Origin of the sequence: Pseudomonas sp. FH1 (assembly GCF_000510895.2) — a bacterium.
In the GTDB taxonomy this organism is placed as follows: domain Bacteria; phylum Pseudomonadota; class Gammaproteobacteria; order Pseudomonadales; family Pseudomonadaceae; genus Aquipseudomonas; species Aquipseudomonas azotoformans_A.
On sequence record NZ_AOHM01000003.1, the window covers coordinates 29,491 to 48,562 of the forward strand.

At 59.3% G+C, this 19,072-nt stretch carries 18 protein-coding genes; 11 read left to right on the forward strand and 7 right to left on the reverse strand.

From position 1 onward, the window contains the following. The first annotated feature begins 40 nt into the window (after nucleotides 1–40). Complete coding sequence (locus tag H096_RS01295; protein ID WP_033896376.1) at nucleotides 41–1,459, forward strand: amino acid permease; 1,419 nt, start codon at nucleotides 41–43, stop codon at nucleotides 1,457–1,459. A 39-nt stretch (nucleotides 1,460–1,498) separates the two neighbouring features. Here H096_RS01295 and H096_RS01300 read toward each other — a convergent pair whose 3' ends face one another. The 5 genes from H096_RS01300 to H096_RS01320 all read right to left on the reverse strand — a co-directional run bounded on the left by H096_RS01300 (nucleotide 1,499) and on the right by H096_RS01320 (nucleotide 5,825). After that, entirely contained in the window at nucleotides 1,499–2,629 is a 1,131-nt protein-coding gene (locus tag H096_RS01300; RefSeq protein ID WP_033896377.1) for an OpgC domain-containing protein, read from the reverse strand. A gap of 132 nt (nucleotides 2,630–2,761) precedes the next feature. Next, complete coding sequence (locus H096_RS01305; protein WP_033896378.1) at nucleotides 2,762–3,058, reverse strand: cupin domain-containing protein; 297 nt, start codon at nucleotides 3,056–3,058, stop codon at nucleotides 2,762–2,764. Nucleotides 3,059–3,119: 61 nt separating this feature from the next. Continuing rightward, entirely contained in the window at nucleotides 3,120–3,404 is a 285-nt protein-coding gene (locus H096_RS01310; protein ID WP_033896379.1) for a putative quinol monooxygenase, read from the reverse strand. Between the two features lie 11 nt (nucleotides 3,405–3,415). Continuing rightward, a complete protein-coding gene (locus H096_RS01315; protein WP_033896380.1) occupies nucleotides 3,416–5,035 on the reverse strand; it encodes an FMN-binding glutamate synthase family protein in 1,620 nt (539 codons plus the stop codon). A 28-nt stretch (nucleotides 5,036–5,063) separates the two neighbouring features. Then, nucleotides 5,064–5,825 carry a LuxR C-terminal-related transcriptional regulator gene (locus H096_RS01320; RefSeq protein WP_033896381.1) on the reverse strand — a complete coding sequence of 254 codons (762 nt, stop codon included), beginning with the start codon at nucleotides 5,823–5,825 and terminating at the stop codon, nucleotides 5,064–5,066. Nucleotides 5,826–5,918: 93 nt separating this feature from the next. On the opposite strand from H096_RS01320, the gene H096_RS01325 reads away from it, so the two are divergent. From H096_RS01325 to H096_RS01350, 6 genes are all read left to right on the forward strand, one after another. After that, nucleotides 5,919–6,740 (forward strand): carbon-nitrogen hydrolase family protein, encoded by an 822-nt coding sequence (locus H096_RS01325; protein WP_033896382.1) that lies wholly within the window; start codon nucleotides 5,919–5,921, stop codon nucleotides 6,738–6,740. 134 nt (nucleotides 6,741–6,874) lie between these two features. Next, the gene (locus tag H096_RS01330; protein ID WP_033896383.1) at nucleotides 6,875–8,200 is read left to right on the forward strand and encodes an APC family permease; all 1,326 of its coding nucleotides are present in this window, start codon (nucleotides 6,875–6,877) and stop codon (nucleotides 8,198–8,200) included. 100 nt (nucleotides 8,201–8,300) lie between these two features. Then, nucleotides 8,301–8,573, forward strand: coding sequence for a type B 50S ribosomal protein L31 (locus tag H096_RS01335; protein WP_033896384.1), 273 nt, complete (start codon nucleotides 8,301–8,303; stop codon nucleotides 8,571–8,573). 165 nt (nucleotides 8,574–8,738) lie between these two features. Further along, the gene (locus H096_RS01340) at nucleotides 8,739–9,017 is read left to right on the forward strand and encodes a type II toxin-antitoxin system RelE/ParE family toxin (protein ID WP_033896385.1); all 279 of its coding nucleotides are present in this window, start codon (nucleotides 8,739–8,741) and stop codon (nucleotides 9,015–9,017) included. A gap of 8 nt (nucleotides 9,018–9,025) precedes the next feature. Further along, on the forward strand, nucleotides 9,026–9,331 hold the full coding sequence (locus tag H096_RS01345) for a HigA family addiction module antitoxin (protein ID WP_033896386.1): 306 nt from the start codon (nucleotides 9,026–9,028) through the stop codon (nucleotides 9,329–9,331). Between the two features lie 185 nt (nucleotides 9,332–9,516). Next, the gene (locus H096_RS01350) at nucleotides 9,517–10,938 is read left to right on the forward strand and encodes an HD domain-containing phosphohydrolase (RefSeq protein ID WP_237142551.1); all 1,422 of its coding nucleotides are present in this window, start codon (nucleotides 9,517–9,519) and stop codon (nucleotides 10,936–10,938) included. On the opposite strand, the gene H096_RS01355 is transcribed toward H096_RS01350, so the two are convergent. Continuing rightward, entirely contained in the window at nucleotides 10,895–15,070 is a 4,176-nt protein-coding gene (locus H096_RS01355) for a hypothetical protein (RefSeq protein WP_033896387.1), read from the reverse strand. The two genes, H096_RS01350 and H096_RS01355, sit on opposite strands and share 44 nt — an antisense overlap. A 211-nt stretch (nucleotides 15,071–15,281) precedes the next feature. On the opposite strand from H096_RS01355, the gene H096_RS01360 reads away from it, so the two are divergent. Together H096_RS01360 and H096_RS01365 are read left to right on the forward strand one after the other, a co-directional pair. Then, complete coding sequence (locus H096_RS01360; protein ID WP_033896388.1) at nucleotides 15,282–15,689, forward strand: NUDIX domain-containing protein; 408 nt, start codon at nucleotides 15,282–15,284, stop codon at nucleotides 15,687–15,689. Beyond that, nucleotides 15,686–16,189: a GNAT family N-acetyltransferase gene (locus H096_RS01365; RefSeq protein WP_033896389.1), complete on the forward strand. Its 504-nt coding sequence runs from the start codon at nucleotides 15,686–15,688 to the stop codon at nucleotides 16,187–16,189. Before H096_RS01360 ends, H096_RS01365 begins: the two co-directional genes overlap by 4 nt. On the opposite strand, the gene metR is transcribed toward H096_RS01365, so the two are convergent. Beyond that, entirely contained in the window at nucleotides 16,186–17,103 is a 918-nt protein-coding gene (gene metR, locus H096_RS01370; RefSeq protein ID WP_033896390.1) for a transcriptional regulator MetR, read from the reverse strand. The genes H096_RS01365 and metR overlap by 4 nt on opposite strands. Before the next feature lie 194 nt (nucleotides 17,104–17,297). On the opposite strand from metR, the gene H096_RS01375 reads away from it, so the two are divergent. Further along, a complete protein-coding gene (locus tag H096_RS01375) occupies nucleotides 17,298–18,317 on the forward strand; it encodes an alpha/beta hydrolase (protein ID WP_033896391.1) in 1,020 nt (339 codons plus the stop codon). 55 nt (nucleotides 18,318–18,372) lie between these two features. Further along, nucleotides 18,373–19,026, forward strand: a complete 654-nt coding sequence (locus H096_RS01380; protein WP_033896392.1) for a DsbA family oxidoreductase — start codon at nucleotides 18,373–18,375, stop codon at nucleotides 19,024–19,026. Nucleotides 19,027–19,072: the final 46 nt, after the last annotated feature.

The following is a 19,072-nucleotide window of genomic DNA, read 5'->3' on the forward strand; positions in this document are numbered from 1 at the left end:
CTCAACGGACAATCCAATAACAAAATGAGGTTGTACCCCTATGCCAGTCGGCAACCCACTGCCCCATGGCGAGACCGCTCAAGGCGGCCCGCTCAAACGCGAACTCGGCGAACGGCACATTCGCCTCATGGCCCTCGGTGCCTGTATCGGTGTCGGCCTGTTCCTCGGCTCGGCCAAGGCCATCGAGATGGCCGGCCCGGCGATCATGCTGTCGTACATCATCGGCGGCCTGGCCATTTTGGTGATCATGCGTGCCCTCGGCGAGATGGCGGTACACAACCCCGTCGCCGGTTCGTTCAGCCGTTACGCCCAAGATTATCTGGGCCCGTTGGCGGGTTTTCTCACCGGCTGGAACTATTGGTTCCTGTGGCTGGTGACCTGCGTGGCGGAGATCACCGCCGTGGCGGTGTACATGGGCGTGTGGTTCCCCGACACACCGCGCTGGATCTGGGCCCTGGCGGCGTTGATCAGCATGGGCACCATCAACCTCATTGCGGTGAAAGCCTTCGGTGAATTCGAATTCTGGTTCGCGCTGATCAAGATCGTCACGATTATTGCGATGGTCATCGGCGGCGTCGGCATCATCGCCTTCGGCTTTGGCAACGACGGCGTGGCGTTGGGTATTTCCAACCTGTGGAGCCATGGCGGTTTCATGCCCAACGGCGTGCAGGGCGTGCTGATGTCGCTGCAAATGGTGATGTTCGCCTACCTGGGCGTGGAGATGATCGGCCTCACCGCCGGTGAAGCACGCAACCCGCAGAAGACCATCCCCAGTGCGATCGGCTCGGTGTTCTGGCGCATCCTGTTGTTCTACGTCGGTGCGTTGTTCGTGATTCTGTCGATCTACCCGTGGAATGAAATCGGTACCCAGGGCAGCCCGTTCGTGATGACCTTCGAGCGCCTGGGCATCAAGACCGCCGCCGGCATCATCAACTTCGTGGTGATCACTGCGGCGTTGTCTTCCTGCAACGGCGGCATCTTCAGCACCGGGCGCATGCTCTACAGCCTGGCGCAGAATGGCCAGGCCCCGGCCACCTTCGGCACCACCTCCAGTAATGGCGTGCCGCGCAAAGCCCTGTTGCTGTCGATTTTCGCCTTGCTGCTGGGCGTGCTGCTCAATTACCTGGTGCCGGACCAGGTGTTTGTCTGGGTGACGTCCATCGCCACCTTCGGCGCGATCTGGACCTGGCTGATGATCCTGCTGGCCCAGCTCAAATTCCGCAAAGGCCTGAGCCCGGCCGAACAGGCGGGGCTCAAGTACCGCATGTGGCTGTACCCGGTCAGTTCGTACCTGGCCCTGGCATTTCTGGTGCTGGTGGTGGGCCTGATGGCGTACTTCCCGGATACCCGCGTGGCGCTGTATGTGGGCCCGGCGTTCCTGGTATTGCTGACGGTGTTGTTCTACGCCTTCAAGCTGCAACCGACCAACCTGGCCTCGCCTTCGGCGCGTTCGGCCTGATGCCTGGAAGGGCCCGTTGCGTGCAACGGGCCCTTGGGTCTATTGCGTCCGTGTCGCCAATTTGAGCGACTGATCCAGTCGCTTGTTGAATTCCAGCCACATCGCCAGCATCACCATCAAGGCCGCGCCGACCATTGCTGTCAGTATTTGCATGGCGAACGCATCGCCTGCCAAGGCATTGATCATGTCCGCGAGTGGCGCGAGTACCACGCCAAGGCAAAACACCTCCAGCGAGTAACGGCCCATGCGACAGGTGTGCTGCGCCAACCAGTTTTCGGTCCATGCGCGGCCTGGCAGCAACTTTGCCGTGACATAGGCCAACGCGAGAAAATGCAGCAGGCGCACGGGCGACAGGTCAGTTTTGCTGATGGGGTAGAGCAGGTCGCTGAGTTGCGCGGGCATCCACGCGTCATGCACCTCCGGCCAGCGCCACGATAGCGTCAGGATACCTGCGGCCACCGCGTACAGGGCCGCCGCCACGAACAAGGGTTGCTGCGCGAGCGGGCGCGTGTCCACAGGACGTGTCTTCCCCGCCTGGATAGCCGCCGCGCCGCCGAGCACAAACAAGAATTGCCAGGTGACCGGGTTGAAGTACCACACGCCATCGGCAATTGCCCTCAGGTTCCAGCCCATCCAGGGTGCCAGCAGGTAAATCGTTGCTGACCCGAGCACTACCATCCAGGTCTTGCGCAGCATCAGTGGCAGCACCAGCGGCAAGCCGGCCAGCAGCACGATATACAGCGGCAACGGGTCCATCAGGTTGGGCTTGAAGCGCAGCAGCAACTCATCGGTCAGGGCCTGTTGCGGATGGGTGACGAAGTGCGTCAGGCCCATCTCTTCTACCAAGTCGCGGGTTTCCACGTGGCTGTTGGCGAAGAACACGATGCCCATCAGCATCGCGAGCAAGAAGATATGCACCACGTACAACACCCAGGTACGACGCAGGATTTTCAGTGTGGCAATCCAGTAGCCATCACGTTGCAGGATCTTGCCGTAGGCCAATACGGCGGCGTAACCGGCGAGGAACACAAACACCTCCGCAGCATCGCTGAAACCGATGTTGCGCAGGGTGATCTGGCCGAGGGGGTTGTGGGGGACGTGATCCCAGAAAATGAAGATCAACGCCAGGCCCCGAAAAAAATCGATGCGCGGGTCGCGTCCGTTCAGCATGGCAGCGGGCTCTTGAACAAAAGGTTTAGTAATGACAGGCGAATGCGCGTGTTGTCGTACGCCGCACGTCGGGCGGGCGCAGGTTGGCGGTATTTGTAAGCAATTGCAAAGGTTGGGTATTACTGAATGTCTCTAGACATCCAGGATAACCAGAGTGCCATGGCTGCCTTCAAGCACGGCATGGGCGGTGCCGGCTTCTACCAGATACATCTGGCCGGCGCCGACCTTGATCTGTTCGCCGCCCAGTGACAAGTGCAGACACCCATCGATCACCAACAACCCCTCGTTGTAATCGTGGGTTTCCTCCACATACGCCTGCTCATCCATGCGCAGCACCTTGATCCGCGCCGGGCCAACCTGGCCCAGGCGTGTTGATTTCCAAGTATCGGGCAGTTGCTCGGCGATGGCAGTGAAGTCCAATAACGGCATGTGAATCTCCTTGTTTCAACGATGCCGTCGGTGGTCCGGTTCAGCAGGACTTGGTCTTTGTTTAAAACGCATCCATCAACAGCACTTTGCACGGCTTGGCTTGATAGGCATTGATTTGCGGCACCAGGCGGGTGAAGTGTTCGGCCTGGCAATGGGTGTCGAGGGCTGCCTGGTCGGGCCATAACTCGACAAAGATAAAGTGTCCTGGGTCTTTTTGATCAATGAACAAATCGTAGGCGATACACAGTGGTTCCTGACGGGTTTTCTCCACCAGCTCGGCGTACCACCCGCGCACGGTTTCTACATGTTCAGGCTTGATGAAATCTTCGGCGATGACCTTCAACACGGTGCGGCTCCTTACGCGGCGGCAACTTCATGGGGCTCGAAACTGTCCGCCCGTGCCATCTGCCACATGCGTGAATAGAACTCGCCATTCACCTCGCCGGTCAGCAGTTCACCTGGCTTGAGGAACACATGCAACTGCGAGAACAGCTTGATCTCGGTCGCCGACATGCGCCGTACCAGGTGCTTGGCCGACAACTGCGACGGGTGATCAAGGCCTGCAGCAGCGAGCATTTCGGCGAGGGCCTTGAGAGTGTTGCGGTGGAAGTTGAACACGCGCTGGGCTTTGTCCGGCACCACCAGCGCACGTTGGCGCAGTGGATCCTGGGTGGCCACGCCGGTCGGGCATTTGTTGGTGTGGCAACTCTGGGACTGAATGCAGCCGATGGCAAACATGAAGCCCCGCGCCGAATTGGCCCAGTCGGCGCCGATGGCCAGGACGCTGGCGATGTCGAACGCGCTGACGATCTTGCCGCTGGCGCCGAGCTTGATCTTGTCGCGCAGGTTCAGGCCCACCAGGGTGTTGTGCACAAACAGCAGGCCTTCACGCAGCGGCACACCGATATGGTCGGTGAACTCCACCGGGGCGGCGCCGGTGCCGCCTTCCTTGCCGTCGACCACGATAAAGTCCGGGAGGATGCCGGTTTCGAGCATGGCCTTGGCGATGCCCATGAATTCCCACGGGTGGCCCAGGCAGAACTTGAAGCCCACCGGTTTGCCGCCGGACAGTTCGCGCAGTTGGGCGATAAACTGCATCAGTTCAATCGGCGTGGAGAACGCACTGTGGCGTGACGGCGAGATGCAGTCTTCGCCCATCAGGATGCCGCGGGTGTCGGCGATTTCCTGGGTGACTTTGTGCTTGGGCAAAATCCCGCCATGGCCGGGTTTGGCGCCCTGGCTCATCTTGATTTCGATCATGCGCACTTGCGGGTTCTGCGCCTGCACGGCGAAGCGTTCCGGGTCGAAACGGCCGTCGCTGGTGCGGCAGCCGAAGTAGCCGCTGCCCAGTTCCCAGGTCAGGTCGCCGCCGTTTTCACGGTGGTAGGGGCTGATGCTGCCTTCACCGGTGTCGTGGGCAAAGTTGCCCAGCTTGGCGCCCTGGTTGAGCGCGCGAATCGCGTTGGCACTCAACGAGCCAAAACTCATCGCCGAGATATTGAACACCGATGCCGAGTACGGCTGCGTGCATTGCGGGCCGCCGACCATCACGCGAAACGCGCTGGGATCGCTCAACGGCGCGGGGCGCATGGAGTGGCCGATGAATTCGAAGCCCGACTGGTACACGTCGATCAGGGTGCCGAACGGTTTGTCGGCGGTTTCATTCTTGGCGCGCGAATACACCAGTGAACGCTGGGCCCGGGAGAAGGGCAGGGCGTCGCTGTCAGACTCCAGCAGGTACTGGCGGATTTCCGGGCGGATGGCCTCCACCAGGTAACGGATATTGCCCAGGATCGGGTAGTTGCGGCGCACGGCGTGGGGGCTTTGCAGCAGGTCGAAAATACCGATCAGGCTCAACACGCCCGTGACCAGGGTGATCGGCCACAGCCATTCGTGTTCGATAAAGGGGAGGCTGGCGAGGGTGAAAATGACGCACACGGCAAAGAAGGCGTAACGGCTTAATAACGACAGGCTCATACGGTTTTCCTTGGTTCGGACTCATCGGCTAGGCGTTTTGCGCCTGTAGAAAGATCGAGAACAGCTCTGACTGGGATTTGATCCCTAGCTTGCTGTAGATGTGTTTCTTATGGACTTTCACGGTTTCAACAGAGATTTCCAGCTTACGAGCGATTTCCTTGCTGGAGCAACCGCTGAGCATCAAGCGGCCCACATCCAGCTCGCGGGCAGTGAGTTGCGCGCCCCAGTCATCATTCTGGATCGGCTGCGGGGTGCTGACCTGGTTGAGTTCATGGGGCAGGCGTTGGCGCAGCAGGCTCACGACCCAGGGTTGAATCAGCGATAGCAGGGCGATCTGCTGCGGGTCAAAGCGCTGCTTCGAGCCCAGCGACAGGCACAGGGTACGCCCATCCGGCAGGTGGCAATTGAATTGGATCTCATCAGCGACCACGTTCAGGCGGAAGTAGCGCTGGTAGTACTCGGTGAGTTCAAAGTGTTCCGGCGCCACTTCGGCCAGACGCAAAAGCCCGGTGCGCGCGTGTTCGCGGCTGGCGATGTAGAAGGGGTCGAGCAGGTACAGGCCGTTGAGGTAGTCCTGGAACAGGTGGTCCGGCGTGCCGTCGGCGCCTGGGCATTCGGCGAACACCAGCGGTCGGTGCGCGCTGCTGAACAGCAGGGCTACCCAGCTGTCGGACGGCACGTATTGGTCCAGCAATCGGACAAGCTGGGTCCAGAAGTTGGGCTGGTCCAGCGCGTCTATCATTTGCCCCACCGCACGGTGCCAGGCGATGTCTTGCAGCGACATGGTCATTGATCTACCCCTATCGGGTTACCCCCGCCGCGTGATTCCCTGGTGGGTTGAGGCTGCGCATACTGCGGCACAGCTAAAGAACAAGGAATACCCATGAAGGTCGAATTTGCCCAGTTGGCCGGTCGTGATAACGATACAGCTTACAACCTTGAGCGCGCCTTGGCGGCCATTGCTGCCTGCGCCGACGATACGCAACTGATCGTATTCCCGGAAACCCACCTGACCGGTTTCCCCACGGCCAAGACCGTTGCGGCCATCGCCGAGCCGCTGGATGGCCCCACCGTGCAGGCGATTATCCAGGCCGCCCGTGCGCGCAACGTCGCCGTGGTCATCGGCATCGCTGAAAATGATGGCGGCCAGTTCTACAACGCGACCTTGCTGATCACCTCCGAAGGCATCGCCCTGAAGTACCGCAAGACCCACCTGTGGCCGTTGGAGCGCGGTGTGTTCAATCCTGGCGACCGTTACCCCACCTGTATGTGGAACGGTCTGCGCGTCGGCCTGTTGATTTGCTACGACATCGAGTTCCCCGAAACTGCCCGCGCCCTGGCGCAATTGGGCGCCGAGTTGCTGATTGTCACCAACGGCAACATGGACCCTTACGGTCCAACCCACCGCACCGCGATCATGGCCCGTGCCCAGGAAAACCAGGCATTTGCGCTGATGGTCAACCGGGTGCAAGAGGGCGATGGCGACCTGGTGTTCGCTGGCGGCAGTGCGTTGGTGGACCCGTTTGGCACGCTGCTGTTTGAAGCCGGGCGTGAGGAAGGGCAATACACGGTTGAGCTGGATCTCGACCGACTGGCGGCGGCTCGCAAGGATTACCGCTACCTGGATGACCAGCGCATGAAATTGCCGGGTGAGGTGATTGAACGCGCAGACGGGACCCGGGAGCTTTTGATCCCAAAACCCTGACCCGATCGTGTGGCACGGATGCCGTTGTGGCGAGGGAGCAAGCTCCCTCGCCACAGGTGACAACCATAAAAACAGATTCCGCTTCACCCACTTCAGTTCTGCCATAAATCTAATAATTGCGCGGAGAATCACCCATGGCTCGTTTGCAACGCACCCTGTCGTTAGGGTCGGTGGTGCTGTTTGGCATCGCCTATATGACGCCGATCATCGTGCTCGGCACCTTCGGCATCCTGGCGCAATCCACTGCGGGCATGGTCCCCGCCGCTTACCTGGCCGCCCTGGTGGCGATGTTTTTCACCGCCATGAGTTACGGGCGCATGGCTTCGGCGTTTCCGGTGGCCGGTTCCGCCTACAGCTATGTGCGCAAGGCCATCAGCCCCAAACTGGGCTTTATCGCGGGTTGGGCGGTGTTGCTCGACTACCTGTTCTTGCCCATGGCTATCTGGCTGATCGGTGCGGCGTACCTCAATTCAGCGTTCCCGGCGGTGCCGCAGTGGATCTGGGTGCTGGCCTTTATCGGCATCACCAGCGCCATCAATATCGTCGGTCTGAAGCTGGCCAACGGCATCAATGCGTTGCTGATGCTGGTGCAGTTCCTGGTGCTGATTGCGTTTGTGGTGCTGTGCATTCACTACATCGGTGGTGACGCAAGCAAGCCGCTGTGGACCATCGCCCCCTTCTTCAACGGCCAGATGCACATGCCGTTGATCATGAGCGGTGCAGCCATCGCTTGCTATTCGTTCCTGGGCTTTGACGCGGTGAGTACGCTGACCGAAGAAACCCGCGACCCACGCCGCACCATCCCACGGGCGATCATGTTGATCACCTTGATTGGCGGCCTGATCTTCGTGGCGGTGTCCTACTTTGTACAGATTGCCCATCCGTCGTTCGAATTCGCCAATGTGGATTCGGCGGCATATGAAATTGCGCGCAATATCGGTGGCGACCTGTTCGTGTCGATCTTCCTGATCGGCCTGATTGTCGGCCAGTTCGCCTCGGGGCTGTCGGCCCAGGCCAGTGGTTCGCGCTTGCTGTTCGCCATGGGCCGCGACGGTGTGTTGCCCAAGTCGTTCTTCGGCGCTTTGCATGCGCGCTTCGGTACGCCGGTCAACAGTATCCTGCTGTGTGCAGTGGTCGCCCTGTTAGCGTTGAAGCTGGACGTGACCACCTCCACCTCGTTCATCAACTTCGGTGCATTCCTGGCGTTCAGCCTGGTCAACCTGTCGGTGATTTTCCACTACTGGATCGGCGCCAAGCAGCGGGGGGCGCGTGAATTGATCCTGTTCCTGGTCTTCCCGTTCATCGGCCTGTTGGCGGACCTGTGGTTGATGGTCAGCCTCGATCATCTGGCGATCTATCTGGGCCTGGTGTGGTTGGCGATCGGCCTGGTTTACCTGGGCGTGCTGACTCGCGGGTTCTCACAGCAGCCACCGGAGATGGACTTCCAGGAAGCCGCATAGAAGCGACGGGCCTATTCTTATTGCAATCGGTTCTCGTTTGGGTGCATGATTTGTGTTACTGTATAACACATCAAATGCACCTAGACGCCCCGGAGGCCTTATGAAAGCTGGTATCCATCCCGACTATCGCACCGTGCTGTTCCACGACACTGCCGCCGATGTGTTCTTCCTGATCGGCTCCACCGCCGACAGCGACCGCACCCATAAACACAGCGACGGCAACACTTACCCGTATATCCCACTGGACGTTTCCAGTGCCTCACACCCGATCTACACCGGCCAACAGCGCAAGACTCAGGTCGAAGGCCGCATCGCCGGGTTCAACAAGCGTTTCGCTTCGTTCGGTTCAAGCCCGAAAAAAGCTGACGCGTGAGGTTTACAGGTTTCACCTCGAAGGCCGCTCCGGAATCCGGAGCGGCTTTTTTGCTTCGGTGCTGACCGTTTGTCGCTACATCCCTGAGCGTGCTCAATGACCCGTTGAATATCCTGGGAACCCGTGTAGAGTTTGGCGTTAACGAATAACGTTAAGCATTAAGCGATGATCAGAAGCTTCAAATGCGTGGATACCAAAACCCTTTTTGAAACCGGTCGAATCCGGCGCTGGTCTGCCATCGTGTCGGTGATTGAACGAAAGCTCAGCATGCTCGATGCGGCCATTGATCTTGCCGACTTGCGCTCGCCACCTGGAAACAGGCTGGAAGCACTGTACGGTGACAGAGAGGGGCAGCACAGCATCCGAATCAATGGTCAATTCCGGATCTGTTTCATTTGGGGGCCCAACGGTCCGCAAAACGTTGAAATTGTGGATTACCACTGAGGTGAATCATGTTTAAAAACGGCATGCGTCCCGTACACCCTGGAGAGATTCTCAAGGAAGAATACTTGGAGCCGTTGGGCCTTACGGCTGCAGCCCTCGCGCGGGCGCTGCATGTCTCCGCGCCCACGGTGAATGACATTGTGCTGATGCGCCGTAGCATCAGTGCTGATGTGGCGCTTCGCTTGGCCGCTGCGTTGGAAACATCCGCGCAGTTTTGGCTTAACCTGCAGACCGCTTATGATTTGCGTACGGTGGAAATTGCCAAGGGCGCTCAGATATCCAAGGAAGTGGAGAAAGTCGCGCATTGCGCCTGATGTTCCACTACTTCTTCAAACCCGGCGAGAGTGTCGGGTTTTATTGGCGATTGAAAAAGAGTGATGCCTAAAAGCCATTACTTCTCAAAAAACCGACTAAGCTACTCAGTAATAGGTAAATCAGTAAGCGCCAGGGAGGCAGACCCCGACCATAAGGACCGCACACCGACGATCCGAGGTGTCCCATGGGAGAGTCAGTCACTTTTACCGATGCCGAACGTGCCGTGGTGCTGTTGATCGATGCCCACCCGGACGTCCTCAATAGCCTCACCCAACTGTTGCGGCTGGAACCCTTCGACCTGCACAGCGCCACCTGCGCTGTCGATGCCCTGGCCATTCTCGCCAGCCAAACCGTCGACCTGGTGATGAGCGCCGCGCGCCTGCCGGACATGGACGGCGCCTCGCTGCTGGCGCATATCCACCAGCACTACCCTCACACCGTGCGCATTCTGCTGACCGGCGAAACTGACTTGACCCTGATCGTCAAAGCCATCAACGAAGGTGAGATCTACCGCTACCTGAGCAAACCCTGGAAGGATGACGAATTGCTGTTGGCGTTGCGCCAATCCTTGGCCCATCAGCATTCCGAACGCGAACGCCTGCGCCTTGAACAGCTGATTCAGCAGCAGAACGAAGAACTCAAGCAGCTCAACGCCAGCCTGGAAAAACGCGTGGCCTCGCGCACCAGCGAGTTGCAGCAGACCGCTGACATGCTCGACTTGGCCTACGAAGAGCTCAAACACAGCTACGCCACCGGCACCGAGGTGTTCTCGCTACTGGCCAATCTGCGCCTGCCGCGAGCCAAACAGACCAACCGGCAGATCATCGAATTGGTTCGCACTTGGTGCAACACTCATGGTCTGGACGAGGCCAGCAACCGCGACCTGACCATGGCCGCCGCGCTCTACAACATCGGCAAGCTGAGCTGGAGCGACAGCATGATGGCCTCGCCCTCGGACCTGCTGCACAGCAGCGACCGTGAACGCTATCGCGCCTACGCCACCCAGAGCGAATCGTTGCTGATGACTCTGGAACCGATGAAAGATGCCGCGCGGCTGATCCGCCATCACCAGGAGCGCTGGGACGGCAGCGGTTTCCCGGATCACATCAAGGGCGAGGCGATTCCCGCCGGTTCACGTCTGTTGAAACTGGCAGTGGATTTTATCGAGTTGCAAAAGGGCCTGATCCTGGAGCGGCAGATGAACAGCGATGAGGCGTTGTTGTACATCCGCAAATACGCCGGGCGGCTGTATGACCCACAGATGGTTGAAGATTTCGTGCTGGTGTGTGCCACCTACCTCAATGACGTGACGCTGGGCGACCCGAACGTAAAAGTTCTCGGCACTCGCGAACTGGAGGAGGGCATGGTGCTTGCCCGTAGCTTGAATGCCGACAACGGCATGCTGCTGCTCAACGCCGGGAAGGTGTTGAACCTGCCGTTGGTGGACAAGTTGATTGCGTTCGAGACAATGGAAGGAGCCAGGTACAGCGTATTTATCAAGGTCGGTGATGGAGTGTTGCTAACCCAACAGTATAGCGCCAACACCTTGGGTGGCGGGGCTCCTACACCCCCCAGACTTTCGGCTTACTGCCGTGATAGTCGATGATTCCCCTGACGACGTAGATGTCCTTCCCGTCCTCCTTGCCTTTCTTTTCAACCGCCACCCGCCATCGACCCCGGCCTGTTCCGCTATCCAGTTGCGGTAGGTCGACATAAGTGTAGTTGCCGATTTTTTTTCGGCTGACGCGGCCTGCTCGAATATCCTGAATGATTTCTTCAACTTTGGTTTTGGCACTGATGGGCAGCAGCGCCAATTGAGCGTCTGCCAGTTCATCTAATGTCACGATGTTGATCGCGGTGTCGCTGGACGCAGAGGTTTCTGGAGGGGGCGGTGTTCCAGGCTTGCGGGGTGGTTTTTCAATTTTGTGTTTGGGCACGCGTGACGGTGAAAGCTCCAAAGGCGTTGAGAACTGCGGGATGTTTTTTTCAAACGCCACGATGCTGATACTGTCTACGACTTTCAGGCCCGCATCCGCTCCATGCGCGTCACCGTAAGACAAAGCAATATAAGGAACACCGGATTGCTTGAACTCATCGGAAAAAGAAACGACGCCCAGGCTGTTGAAAAGTTCTACTCGTTTGTCGATTCTGAATTGGTCCAATGTTTTCTGTATCTCTGGGTCAGACAGCAGGCGCTTCAATGCGTCCTCGGGGGTTAGTTTGTGATCGGACGCTATTTTTCCGAGAATTGCCCGGCGCCCTTTTTCGTCCAGGAACGCATTGAGCGTATCGTTGCTCCAAGTGGATAGCTGGAATTTTTGGTCGAACTTCTTGAGGTTGTTCATCTGTTTTTGTGTGAATGCATAGCCTACAAATTGCGCCCCGGTGTTGTGATCGATAACGCTGATTGATGCCCGGATGTGTTTTGAGAAGTCGTCATTTTTCCCAATCAAGCGCTTTATTTTTATGAAGAGTTTTTCCATCTCCATGGGAGAGAGTGTCAAGTAGTTGGAGAGGCCTTCGGTCGTCTTGTTCAAGTGCAGGTAGATGTTCGCGTCGAACCTGAGCTCCAACAGCGTGTCGCGTAATATCGGCGTTTGGGGCACGTCGTATTCACCCGAAACGATACGGCGAAAAGTGACCTCGTCGACCCTTAGCCGTTCGAGTGCTTGATCACGTAGCTTTTGTTTCTGCGGACCACTGAGCGTCTTGATGGCTTCTGCGTATTGTTGGTATTCCGTAGAGGACGTATAGACGCCGAGAGCCCTGGTCAGATCGTCATCCAGTTGCTGTTCAGCGGTGAGCGGTCGCAGGGCGCTCATCACCGGTCCTCCTCCCCTTGTCGTGCGTTCAAAGCGGGGCTTCCAGCTTTTGGCGTCGCCTGGAACTACCATAAAGTCCGTTTTAAGGCCGAGCGGGTCTTTGACATAGCGCGCGCCATCTTCGACATAGGACGGGTACAGGTAATAGCGACCGTCATCCGCCCGCATGGCAATGAATTGGTTGTTGCGGCTGTCGATAAAACTGGGCGCGCTCAGATTGCGCGACAACCTGTAATGGTGCGTTTGTGCAAACGCCTCCACGTCAAAAAGCGTGTCGATGGGATCAGGTAACCGATACTCCGCGACGTTGACCCAGGCGGGGTCCAATGGTCGAATGGAGGTCGTTGCAGCCTTGATACCGGTGACGCGTGCGCCTGCACGGTTACCCAGCAGCCCTGGGATACGACGCCCCAGTTTTTGCGCTCTGCGTACCCCCCCGACGACAGCGCGATGCAGTAACGTGTGCACCGTCTTGACCATCAACAGGTCCACCAGGAAGTCGGCTAGTTCAACCCCGAACGCAAAGGCATTCACCGCCGATTCCCATGCAATTTGTGCGTTGCTGCGTGAACGGTGATCGGCATGCGCCAGTCGAAAGCCAAGGTGCGCCGAATACAGAAAGGCCTGCAAGTCACCCGTTGTAGGGCTCAAGGTGTAGCGGTTTGCACTGCGCGTATCTGTGAAGATCCGTGCAAGCTCCTGCGTATCTTGAGTGGCCATTCGCTGGGTGAAATAGGTGCGCCATTGTGGTTTTGCTTTGAGTGCATCCAGTTCCCCAAGCCCATTCACCAGTTCCCGGAAGGGTGCGTCATCCGGCGCATCTGGGGTGTAGAGGACACTGACACCCCCTGGCTTTGTGTGTTTTCGATGGATGATCAGCACGCCGTTGATGACCTGCCCCCCGCGCCCACTTTCCAGCTCGCTGCCCATCACCAATAGGTGGGTCACGATATCGAACGTGCCGACCTTAGGCCGGGTTGCCGGAACCGGAAAGTGGGTGATTGCATGTATCCAGTCAAACCCACTGCCTGGCGTTTTGAATGTGAACAGGTCAGAGACTGCGGGGTTCAAGCGGCTCTCAAGGCCCTCCTTGCGCATTCTTGCCGTATTCGCCTGTTGCCAGGCCGTGGATAGGGCCCGCCCCTCGCCACTTTGTGAAAAAGCTGATTTGAGGTAATCGTCATATTTTTTGCCAATGTTGGCCTCGTGGGCGAGTGCGCGTAAATCTGCATCGCCGAGCCTGCCGACTTTTGTCCCTGAGCGGTCGAATAGGCCGGCTGTGGCGGTGACCGACCTGTGTACTTCATGCGGCGACCACGGATCGACGTTACGCCGTGCGTAACTTGCCAGTGTGCGCAGATCCACGACCACCTTGGTTTTCCATTTACCCTTTGTCAGCACCCGCCCTTTCAAAAAGAGCGGGATATCGATGTTCGGGTCTTCGCTGATGTAAACCGTGTTGGCCTGTTCATCGCGATACCCCTTCACTTCGACGTCCGCAGAGGATGAAACGCGCAGCCTTACCAGGCTCTCGTAGGGGGATAGGTCAATCTGGGCAAATTCCGGTTTTTGTCGTTTCAGTACCCTGCTGACTTCGTCTTCTGAGAAAGCGGCCAATGACAAAATCTGCTCAAGCAGCGGTATGAGCGAGTCATGGCTTGCAATCATTGCTGCTTCATATTGACGGTACTGGACCTGATCCCGCGGGCTGGCGGCTTTCAACCAATCGGGTTCGTGCGGCTTGACCAGCCTCAGATTTCGGGCAGCAAGGGCTGTGGATGCATCCAACAGCGGTGCCAGGTACGCGGCGCAGTCAAGTTCGCCGGTCATCGGTAACGTCGACTTGCGCAGGAGTGCTCGGGTATTGAAGTATTGCCGCACTCGCAGCGAGCGAATGCTGTAGGCAATGACATCGGCCTTAATCATCGGCGGATTACCTGTCAACACAGGGGCGCCGTTCAATGTCTCGCGCGCTGCTGCCGGTATCGAAGCGGCTAGTAGCTTGCCTGCCGATTCGTTTTCGCGCAGCCGGGCCTCCACCGATTCGTTCAACCGCCCCAGATTTTCGTATTCTTCAAACCCTTCGCCTGGGGTGTAAAGCAATACGCTGCCCGTTGGCGGCATGACTGCGGTGGTGCTCAAGATGAACGCGCTGGCGAACTCACTGCCGTCCGCCAGCGCCAGGCGGTACACGCCGGGCCTTTGCTGGGGGACGAAGGCCATTTCCCGTGCTTCTTGGCTCGGGTATTTCAACACAGAGTCTGCCAGGGTTCGCGCTGCGGTCGACAGCGTGCCGTCCACTGTGCGTAATGCCAATTGATGGGCCAGCACTTGTCGTCGCACCGCAATCAGGCGCTCTTCGATGTTGGGTTGTGCGTCTTTTTTAGCCCTCCAGAACTCGTTGAGTTTTACCGTAAAGGCAATTTCCAAGACGCTGGCCAATGTCGCTGCAGGCTTGGTCACAGTCAGGCGTTTGTCTGCTTCCAGTGTCTGGGCTTCCCGATAGAAATTGCCGGTCTCTTCGATGAGGTAGGCATCGGCATCCAGCATGCGTAAGCGGTTAAGCAGCGATCCAAGCGATTCGCTGCTTAGCAGTCGTGTTTGTCCCTGCTCCGCCTCACGATAACGCGTATAAAAAATCCGATTCGGATCTATAGGCCGGTTCAATTCGGGAAACATGGCGGCCAGTTGCATCTGGTACACCGTCTCCAGGCTCGGTTGTTGCTGCAACAGATCGTCGGTTTGGGCATTGAGGCTGCTCAGTTCGCGAACAAGGTGTGTCTGTTGTTCCTCTCGGCTCTGGTTCGCCGGCGGCTCCACAGGCAGTGTCACAGGCTGTAAAGGGCTGTGTGTCACATGTTGGGCTGGGAGCGGCTCGGGATCGTCATACTGTGGTGTTTGAGGTGGCATGTGCATGCAGATACTCGCATGTAGGGGCGCTGTGTGCTGCTGCGCGGCAGGCCCAGTTGAATGAGAGTTCCGAGTCTAGGGATGGTAGCGAGACGCCTTGCGGTGCATGTGTGTGCTAGTTGCAAGCGTTCAAACTGTGTGCTGGCGGCTGGCCGTTAAGTTGATTGCAGCTGATGTGCATGCGAACCTTGGCGCCTTTTCGCTAGGGGTTAATGTTATGTCCACCACCATTCGTATTGCCGCCGCCCTGCTGATCGGCAGCGACGGCCAGACCCTGCTGGTGCGCAAGCGCGGCACCCAGGCCTTCATGCAACCCGGCGGCAAGATCGACGCTGGCGAGCAGCCTGCGCAAGCCCTGGCCCGTGAGCTGCACGAAGAGCTGAACCTGCGTATCGAGCCCAGCGCCGCCGTCTATCTCGGCAAGTTTTCCGCACCTGCGGTCAACGAGCCGGGTTTTACCGTGGAAGCCGAGCTGTTCCAGGTGCAGATCGATGTGGCGGTCACGCCAGCGGCCGAGATTGAAGAAGTGCGCTGGATCGACCCGGCCGGTGACGGCGGCCTGCAATTGGCCCCGTTGACGCGGGACCTGATCCTGCCGTTTTACCGCGCCTCGCTGACGGCATGATCATTCGCACGCTGGCGGCCAGCGATGCCGAGGCGTATCGGGCGTTGATGCTGGAAGCCTATGGCGTCTATCCCCAGGCATTCACCTCCAGCGTGGCGGAGCGTGCAGCCATGCCGCTGAGTTGGTGGGAAAAACGCTTGAGCAGTCCGTTGGATTGCTTGCTCGGTGCGTTTGCCGAGGATGAGCTGGCCGGCATTGTCGGCCTGGCGTTTGAGCCGCGAGAGAAAGCGCGGCACAAGGTGACCCTGTTCGGCATGTACGTGAATGCAGGCCACCAACAACAAGGCTTGGGCCGGCAACTGGTGGAAGCGGCACTGGATGAAGCGCGCAAACAGCCGCGCCTCAAAGTGATCCAACTGACGGTCACCGCCGGCAATGACGCCGCCTTTGCCTTGTACCAGCGCTGCGGTTTCATCCAGTACGGCCTGGAGCCGCTGGCGGTGCGGGTCGGTGTGGATTACTTCGACAAGATCCACATGTGGCGCGAGCTGACGCGCTAGCGCACTGCGCTGACCCCATCCAGGGTGGAAAACGACGTGTCCTTGGCCGTCAGCAGGAAGTCGCGCATGTAGGGCGCATCCAGCATGTCCGCACGAATCCCGGCATACAGCGTGGCAAACAACCCTTTCTCACCCAGGCGCTTGGCCTTCACGTAGCCACGCGAGCTGTACTCATGCAGCGCCCAATGCGGCATACCGCATACGCCACGGCCGCTGGCCACCAGCTGCATCATCATCACCGACAGCTCGGACGTGCGCACCTGCGCCGGTTCCACATCGGCGGGTTCGAGGAAGCGGGTGAAAATATCCAGGCGGTCGCGTTCCACCGGGTAGGTGATCAGGGTCTCGGTCAACAGGTCTTCCGGCACGATGTAAGCCTTGGTCGCCAGCGCGTGCTGGTTGGCGACGGCGAGCATGGCTTCGTAGGTGAATAGCGGCACGTAGGTGATGCCCGGCAGTTCCAGCGGGTCGGAGGTCACCACCAGGTCCAGGTCGCCACGGGCCAGGGCCGGCAGCGGGGCGAAGGCGAAGCCGGAGGCCAGGTCCAGCTCCACCTCCGGCCAGGCATCGCGGAACTGGTCGATGGTCGGCATCAGCCATTGGAAGCAGCTGTGGCACTCGATGGCCATGTGCAGGCGCCCGGCGGTGCCACCGGCCAACCTTGCGATGTCTCGCTCGGCGCCGCGTAGCAGCGGCAGGGTGGCGTCGGCCAGTTGCAGCAGGCGCAGGCCGGCGCTGGTGAAGCGCAGCGGCTTGGTCTTGCGCACGAACAGCGGCATGCCCAGGCGCTCTTCCAACTCTTTGAACTGGTGGGACAGCGCCGACTGCGTCAGGTGCAGGCGCTCGGCGGCTTCCACCAGGCTGTCGGCTTCGCGCAGGGCGTGCAGGGTCTTGAGGTGACGGATCTCGAGCACGGGCTCTCCATGAATACAATTTGTGACGAATTCGAATGGCGTGAGTTTGTCTCATGTTGGCATGCCTGTCGATAAGCAGGTCGACAATGACCGCTGGGCACTCTTCATCAAACTGTCACGCAACTGTGGCAGCGCGCTTGAACAAACTTCATCAGACTCGCGCTCTACTGGGGTTCTGCGTTTCGGTGTTTTTCATGCGCGTGTTGCTTTTACTGGCCGCTCTGTTGTTCGGCCTGCCGTCTTTTGCGGCTTCTCGATGTGATGTCAATGTCCCGACCCAAACGGTCGACCTGGATCAGGTTAGCATCGCCTACCAGAGCATCGGCCGTGCGTCCGATCCGGCGTTGCTGCTGGTGATGGGGCTGGGCGGGCAGTTGATCCACTGGCCGGATGAAGTGGTGGTCGCCCTGTGCCAACAGGGTTTTCGGGTGATCCGCTACGACAACCGTGACGTCGGCCTGTCCACGTGGCGCCAGGCACCGGCCAATGCCAACCTGACCTTTGAAGTGCTGCGCTACAAGCTCGGCCTGCCGGTGGCGGCGCCCTACACGCTGACCGACATGGCTGACGACGCCATCGGCTTGATGGACGCCCTGCAGATCCAGCAGTTCCACGTGCTGGGCGCGAGCATGGGCGGCATGATCGCCCAGCACCTGGCGGCCATGGCGCCGCAGCGGGTCGAGAGCCTTACGCTGATCATGACCAGCTCCGGCGCCGAAGGCTTGCCGGCGCCGAATGCGGCGTTGGTGCAACTGCTGTCGCGGCGCAGCGCTCCAAACCGTGAAGTGGCCCTGGAACAGCAGGCCGATCTGCTGGCGGCCCTAGGCAGCCCGAACGTGACGGATGATCGCCAGGCGCTGTTGCACCAGGCGGCGCTGTCCTACGACCGCGCCTTCAACCCGGACGGCGTGAAGCGCCAGATCATGGCGATCCTCGCCGAGCCGAGCCGCGTACCGTTGCTCAACCAACTGCGCGTACCGACCCTGGTGGTGCACGGCACCGCCGACCCGCTGTTGCCGGTGATGCATGGCGTGCACCTCGCGGCGCATATCCAGGGCAGCCAGTTGAAGCTGATTCCCGGCATGGCCCATCGTTTCCAGGAAGCGTTCAAGGCGCCGCTGCTGACGGCGGTGTTGCCGTACCTGCAAGCCCATCGCGAAGACGCGGCGCATTGGGCGCAGATTGACCTGGGCGAGCCTTCGAAGGTGTTGTGACATTGGTGTATCGTGCAACCTTTGTGGCCCATTTGCGCCTGCGAGGTTGCCTGTCATGAGTACTCCCCTGAAAATCGATTTCGTCAGCGACGTGTCCTGCCCCTGGTGCATCATCGGCCTGCGTGGCCTGACTGAGGCCCTCGACCAACTGGGCGCCGAGGTGCAGGCCGAGATCCATTTCCAGCCGTTCGAGTTGAACCCGAACATGCCTGCCATCGGTCAGAACATCGTCGAGCACATCACCGAAAAGTACGGTTCCACCGCCGAGCAATCCCAGGCCAACCGCGAGCGTATCCGCGACCTGGGCGCCGGGTTGGGCTTCTCGTTCCGCACCGACGGCCAAAGCCGCATCTACAACACCTTCGACGCGCATCGCCTGCTGCATTGGGCCGGGCTGGAAGGCTTGCAGTACAACCTCAAGGAAGCGCTGTTCAAGGCGTATTTCACTGATGGCCAGGACCCGTCCGATCACGCCACCCTGGCGATGATCGCCGAAAGCGTCGGCCTGGATATCCAGCGTGCGGCCGAGATTCTCGCCTCCGATGAATACGCCGCTGAAGTGCGCGAGCAAGAGCAACTGTGGATCTCCCGTGGCGTGACCTCGGTGCCGACCATCGTGTTCAACGACCAGTACGCCGTCAGCGGCGGCCAGCCGGCGGAAGCCTTTGTGGGGGCGATCCGCCAGATCATCCAAGAGGCCAAAGGCTAAGCGCTGGCCCGTCCCTTGCATTGACCCCCTAAAGCCCATCCGGTAC